Genomic DNA, 5188 nt, shown 5'->3' on the forward strand with positions numbered 1-5188 from the left:
TCACCGTTGACCACGGACGTCTGCAGCGGATTGCCGGCCGGCGCTTCAACCGCGAAATACGCGGTCACGACCGCGCTGAACGTGTCGGGCGCGGTGAGTTCGGGCACGAGCGGCTGCGCGACCTCGGGCGGCACAGCCAGCACGACGGCGTCGCCCGGCGCGAGATCGATGCGCTCGCCGCCGACCGAAACCGCATCGACCGCATTGCCGTGCGCGCCGAATTCGAACGCGTCGAGCCGCGAGTTCAGCCGGATCTGCGCGCCGCCGTGCTGCAACATCCGCAGCGCCGGTTCGACGAATGCGCTGCCGAGGCCGTGGCGCGCGACGAGCGGACGGCAAGCGGGGCCGCCCGCGGAAAACGTGCTGCACAGCGCCGCGCGCGCGAGTTCGGCACTCGCGTGGCGCGGCTCGACGTTCAGCACACCGAGGAAATACGGCCGCAGCCAACGTTCCCACAGCAGGCCGTCGCATCGCATCGTCTGTGCGAGTGAACGGCCCATGCGCGCGAACGCGAGCGGGGCGAGCGCGAGGTAGTCGAGCGGCGTCGTGCCCGGCGCGCGCGACGCGGCATCGAACAGCCACGACGGCCAGCGCCCGTTGCCGAAGCGCAGCGTCCAGCGCTGCTGCGACGCGACGTCGACAACCGGAAATTCAGGCAGCGCGGGCCCCACGAGCTGGTCGGTCGCGCCGATCGCACGCAGGTAGCGCTGCGTCGCGGGCTGTCCCGCGAACACCGTGTGCAGCCCGCTGTCGAGCGTCGTGTTCAGCGTCCCGTCGAACCATGAGCGGCAGCGGCCGCCCGCATGCGCGTGCGCGTCGTGCAGCACGATGCGTCTCCCGCGGCGTTGCAGCTCGACCGCGGCCGACAGGCCGGCAACGCCGGCGCCGATCACATGGACGGTCCTGGGCATCGACTCGGTCGGCTCAGAACAGCGCGTAGCGCGCGGCGATCATCAGCATGCGCGCTTTCGGCTTGCGCAGCGGCGCGCGCGGAAAGGCAAAGCCGCGTGCGATCGCGGCTTCGAGAATGCAGCGATACGCGCCCGACATGATGCGCGGCGCCTTCACCTGCGCACGCGCGCAGGTGTCCATCACCGCGTCGGCCTGACGGAAGTGCTCGAGCGCGCGCTCGACGAGCGTCGCGCACACGCGCGGCAGCGCCGGATCGCGCACGATCGTCGCCGGGTCGGTGATCGCGATGCCTTCGCGCGCGAGCAGTTCGCGCGGCAGGTAGCAACGGTTGATCGCCGCATCGTCGTCGATGTCGCGCAGGATGTTCGTCAGTTGCAGCGCGCGGCCGAGGTGATGCGACAGCTTGATCCCTTCGGCTTCAGGCATCCCGAAAATCCTCACCGACAGCCGGCCGGCCGCGCTCGCCACGCGATCGCAGAAGAGGTCGAGCGTCGGTTCGTCGGGCGCGCAGATGTCTTCTACTGCATCCATCGCCATCCCGTCGATCATCGCGTGGAAGTCGTCGCGCTGCAGGTTGAATGCGCGGATCTCACGATCGAGCGCAGCCAGGTGGCGCGGCGGGCGGCCGGCGAAGCATGCGTCGATGTCCGCGCGCCAGCGATCGAGGCCCGCGTTGCGCTCGGCGCGCGGCAGGTCGCTGTCGGCGATGTCGTCGACCGCGCGGCAAAACGCGTAGACCTGGAACATCGCATCGCGCTGCACGGCCGGCAGGATGCGCATCGCAAGATAGAAAGAACTGCCCGATGTGACGGCAGCGGCGTCGGTTTCTTGTTCGTCCACGACGGAATTGGAAACGGCCAAGACGAGCTCCACGGAGACACCCACGCGGGGCGATTGAAGAAGCCATGCCCGGCTGGGATGGTCAGGGTGTCAAATGCGTGCGAGATATGCGAACGATCGACGCAGACAGGCACAAATTACCGGCCGGAAGCCGGAATTGGGCGAAAGTATAGCAATCTTTGAAGTTCGATGGCGGACATGCGCCGCGTGCGGCGGCATGCCGGAAGCGTTGGCCGGCAAGCGCGGCCGGCCCGGGCGGAACCCGGCGCCGGCCGCTCGTCAGCCGTAAACGATGTCGCGCTGAAGGTCGAGCGCAATGAGCCCCATTTCGCGGGTGAGCTGCAGCATCGAGCGGCGTTCGAGGCGTGAGCCCATGAAGCTCGTCACGCGGCCGTCGGGCTCCGCGGTGAACTGGAAGACCGCGCCGCCCGTGCCGAACCATGCGCCCGGCACATCGAGCGATTCCTGCCAGTCGATCTGCGCGAACACGCGCGCGATGCCCGCGCGCACCAGGTCGCCCGGGCCGATCGGCGGCGCGATGTCGCCCAGGTCGTCGAGCGAATAGGGGCCGGGTTTGTCCGGCTTCCGATAGAAGAGATAGTCGACGTTCATGGGTGCAATCGCTGGCAAAGCAACAAATTAGCGTGCTTCGGGATAAATTCAAATCGGATACGGACGAAATGTGGCCTGCACGAGACAAGAGGGACAGATCGAATCCGGCCCGTCTGAGCGCACGCGGGTTCGTCTAAGATGACACCTTTCTCAAAATCTGAAGACCCGGACACCATGGAGACGAACGCAAGCGCCACCCCGCAGTCCGATCATCCCGTTTTCGTGCTCGTGCACGGCGCCTGGCACGGCGCGTGGAGCTACGCGCACGTCGCCGCGGCACTGGCCGCGCGCGGCCACCTGTCGATCGCGCGTGACCTGCCCGCGCATGGCATCAATGCCCGCTTTCCTGCTTCGTACTTCGCCCGCCCGCTCGACCAGGACGCGTTCGGCGCCGAGCCGTCGCCGGTCGCGAACACGACGCTCGACGATTACGCCACGCAGGTGATGCAGGCAGTCGACGACGCGTACGCGCTCGGCCACGGCAAGGTCGTGCTCGTCGGGCACAGCATGGGCGGCCTCGCGATCACGGCGGCCGCCGAACGTGCACCGGAAAAGATCGCGAAGATCGTCTATCTCGCGGCCTTCATGCCCGCGTCGGGCGTACCGGGCCTCGACTACGTGCGCGCACCTGAAAACAAGGGTGAAATGCTCGGCCCGCTGATGCTGGCGAGCCCGCGCGTCGCCGGTGCGCTGCGCATCGATCCGCGCAGCGGCGACGCCGCGTATCGCGACCTTGCGAAGCGCGCACTGTACGACGACGTGCCGCAGGCCGACTTCGAGGCCGTCGCGAACCTGATGACCTGCGACGTGCCGGCCGCGCCGTTCGCGACCGCGATCCCGACGACGGCCGCACGCTGGGGCGCGATCGACCGCCACTACATCAAGTGCCTGCAGGATCGCGTGATCCTGCCCGCGCTGCAGCAGCGCTTCATCGACGAAGCCGACGCATTCGCGCCCGGCAACCCGACCCACGTGCACCAGCTCGACAGCAGCCATTCGCCGTTCATGTCGCAGCCGGCCGTACTGGCCGGCGTGCTGGCCGACATCGCGAAAAGCTGAGCGCCGCACACGCCGATGACCTCCGCTCCGCGCACAGCGGGGCGGATGCACTGACTATGCGTACGCGACCGACCGATCGCGCCCGAGCCGCTTCGCGCGATAAAGCGCGGCATCGGCCTCGTTGACGAGTACGTCGCAGGTCGGCGCGCCCGTCTTCGCACACGCGCCGCCGACGCTCGCCGTCACCGGTACGCTGACGCCCTCGGCATCGACCGGCACGCTGCCGATTGCATCGCGCACCTTGTCGGCCACCAGCATCGCCTCGTCGAGATTCGTGCACGGCAGCAGCAGCGCGAATTCCTCGCCGCCGAAGCGGCCGAACGTATCCTGCGCGCGCACGATCGATGCGACGCGACGCGCGGTCTCGCGCAGCACGGCATCGCCGGCCGCGTGCCCGAAACGGTCGTTGATCGTCTTGAAGTGATCGAGGTCGAACAGCAGCACCGACATGTCGCCGCCGTAGCGCTGCCAGCGCGAGAATTCGTCGCCGAGCCGCGCCTCGAAGAAGCGCCGGTTCGCGATGCCGGTCAGGCCGTCGCGATTCGCGTGCTCGCGCAGCTTCGCAACCGCTTCCTCGCGCTCGCGCTGCATCACGCTCACATGCGTGACGTCCGAGATCGTCACGCACACGGCCTCGACGTCGCGGCCGCGCGTGAGCGGCATGAACGTGCAGTCCTGCTGCATGTAGTCGACGCCGCCCGTGATCGGCCGGTCGTGCTCGAAGCGAAACAGGTAGGGCCGCTGCTCCCACGAACTGAACGCGAAGCTGCCGAGCTGGAACACGCTCTCGAGCTTGCGCGACAGCCACGCGCGCGGCAGGTCGGGAAAGCAGTCGAACAGGTTGCGGCCGATCACGTCGGCGGCCGGGATGCCGCTGTGGTCCTGCATGAAGCGATTCCACATCAGCACGGTCATCGCGCGGTCGAGCACGAACAGGCCGAAGCCCACCCGCTCGATCACGAGGTCGCTCAGCGACGAGGTGGCGGCCGTCATAGCGCGGACAGCAACGCGTCGAGCGCGTCGCCCATCAGCCGGATCGAATCCTCGGCCATCAACATCACGAAGTGGGCCCGGAACGCGTGGTCCTCGAGCCCGAAGTTCACTTCCAGCAACAATGCAACGCTCCATGCCAGCTCGGTCGGCTGGAATACGTCGTCGAACGACACGTTCGCGCCGAGCAGCCCCGGCGGAAAGAACACGGGCTTGCGGCCGAGCTCGTCGAGGATCGACGCGACGCACGCACCCATCAGCACGTTCGCGACGTCGAACACGACTTCGTCGGGTGTCGCCATCCCGCCATACACGCCGTCGCCGAACGTACGGTCGACGACCGACATGAGCCGCGCGATGCTCGCAGTGCGGCACAGCACGATCGCTTCGCCCTTGATGTCGGAGCGAAAGCCCTGGCGCACGGCGGTCACGTTGTCGTGAATGCCCGTCATCTCGCGCAGCGCATCGCCCGCGTCGGTCGCTTTCACGACCCGCACGCGCGGCACCGACAGCTCGATGAAATGCCCGAGCAACAACGCGAGCCGCGCGGCGGCGCGGCCCATTGCGAGGTTGGCGATCTCCTGCAACGCGTCGCGTTGCTCCGCCGTGAACACCGAGTCAGGCATACAACCCATACTCCTTGAGAATGGGCAGCAATGCCTCCGACGTCACGGGTTTGGCTACGAATGCGATCGCGCCCAATTCGCGCACGCGTGCTTGCGCCTGCGGCTGGATATCGGCGGATACCACGATCACGAACGTGTTCAGATCTTCG

6 protein-coding genes and 1 pseudogene are annotated in these 5188 nt (G+C 67.8%); 1 reads left to right on the plus strand and 6 read right to left on the minus strand.

What is annotated here, in order from left to right; genetic code table 11:
- The 3 genes from G3N93_RS34035 to G3N93_RS34045 form a co-directional block, all read right to left on the minus strand.
- On the minus strand, positions 1-911 hold a 911-nt coding region (locus G3N93_RS34035), incomplete at its 3' end, for an FAD-dependent oxidoreductase (RefSeq protein WP_206134938.1).
- A 13-nt stretch (positions 912-924) separates the two neighbouring features.
- Positions 925-1773, minus strand: a complete 849-nt coding sequence (gene hpnD, locus G3N93_RS34040) for a presqualene diphosphate synthase HpnD (RefSeq protein WP_166891082.1) — start codon at positions 1771-1773, stop codon at positions 925-927.
- Between the two features lie 258 nt (positions 1774-2031).
- Positions 2032-2364 (minus strand): hypothetical protein, encoded by a 333-nt coding sequence (locus tag G3N93_RS34045; RefSeq protein WP_174940475.1) that lies wholly within the window; start codon positions 2362-2364, stop codon positions 2032-2034.
- Positions 2365-2538: 174 nt separating this feature from the next.
- Here G3N93_RS34045 and G3N93_RS34050 point away from each other — a divergent pair, with 174 nt between their 5' ends.
- Positions 2539-3423 carry an alpha/beta fold hydrolase gene (locus G3N93_RS34050; protein ID WP_174940473.1) on the plus strand — a complete coding sequence of 295 codons (885 nt, stop codon included), beginning with the start codon at positions 2539-2541 and terminating at the stop codon, positions 3421-3423.
- A 54-nt stretch (positions 3424-3477) separates the two neighbouring features.
- On the opposite strand, the gene G3N93_RS34055 is transcribed toward G3N93_RS34050, so the two are convergent.
- The 3 genes and pseudogenes from G3N93_RS34055 to G3N93_RS34065 all read right to left on the minus strand — a co-directional run.
- Positions 3478-4416: a GGDEF domain-containing protein gene (locus tag G3N93_RS34055; protein WP_174940471.1), complete on the minus strand. Its 939-nt coding sequence runs from the start codon at positions 4414-4416 to the stop codon at positions 3478-3480.
- Positions 4413-5039 (minus strand): chemotaxis protein CheC, encoded by a 627-nt coding sequence (locus G3N93_RS34060; protein WP_039344650.1) that lies wholly within the window; start codon positions 5037-5039, stop codon positions 4413-4415. The genes G3N93_RS34055 and G3N93_RS34060 overlap by 4 nt, the downstream gene beginning before the upstream one ends.
- A pseudogene (locus tag G3N93_RS34065) lies at positions 5032-5188 on the minus strand (response regulator); the annotation flags it as partial. The gene G3N93_RS34060 and the pseudogene G3N93_RS34065, both read right to left, overlap by 8 nt.

Source organism: Burkholderia sp. Se-20378 (assembly GCF_017104665.1).
GTDB classification, from domain to species: domain Bacteria; phylum Pseudomonadota; class Gammaproteobacteria; order Burkholderiales; family Burkholderiaceae; genus Burkholderia; species Burkholderia lata.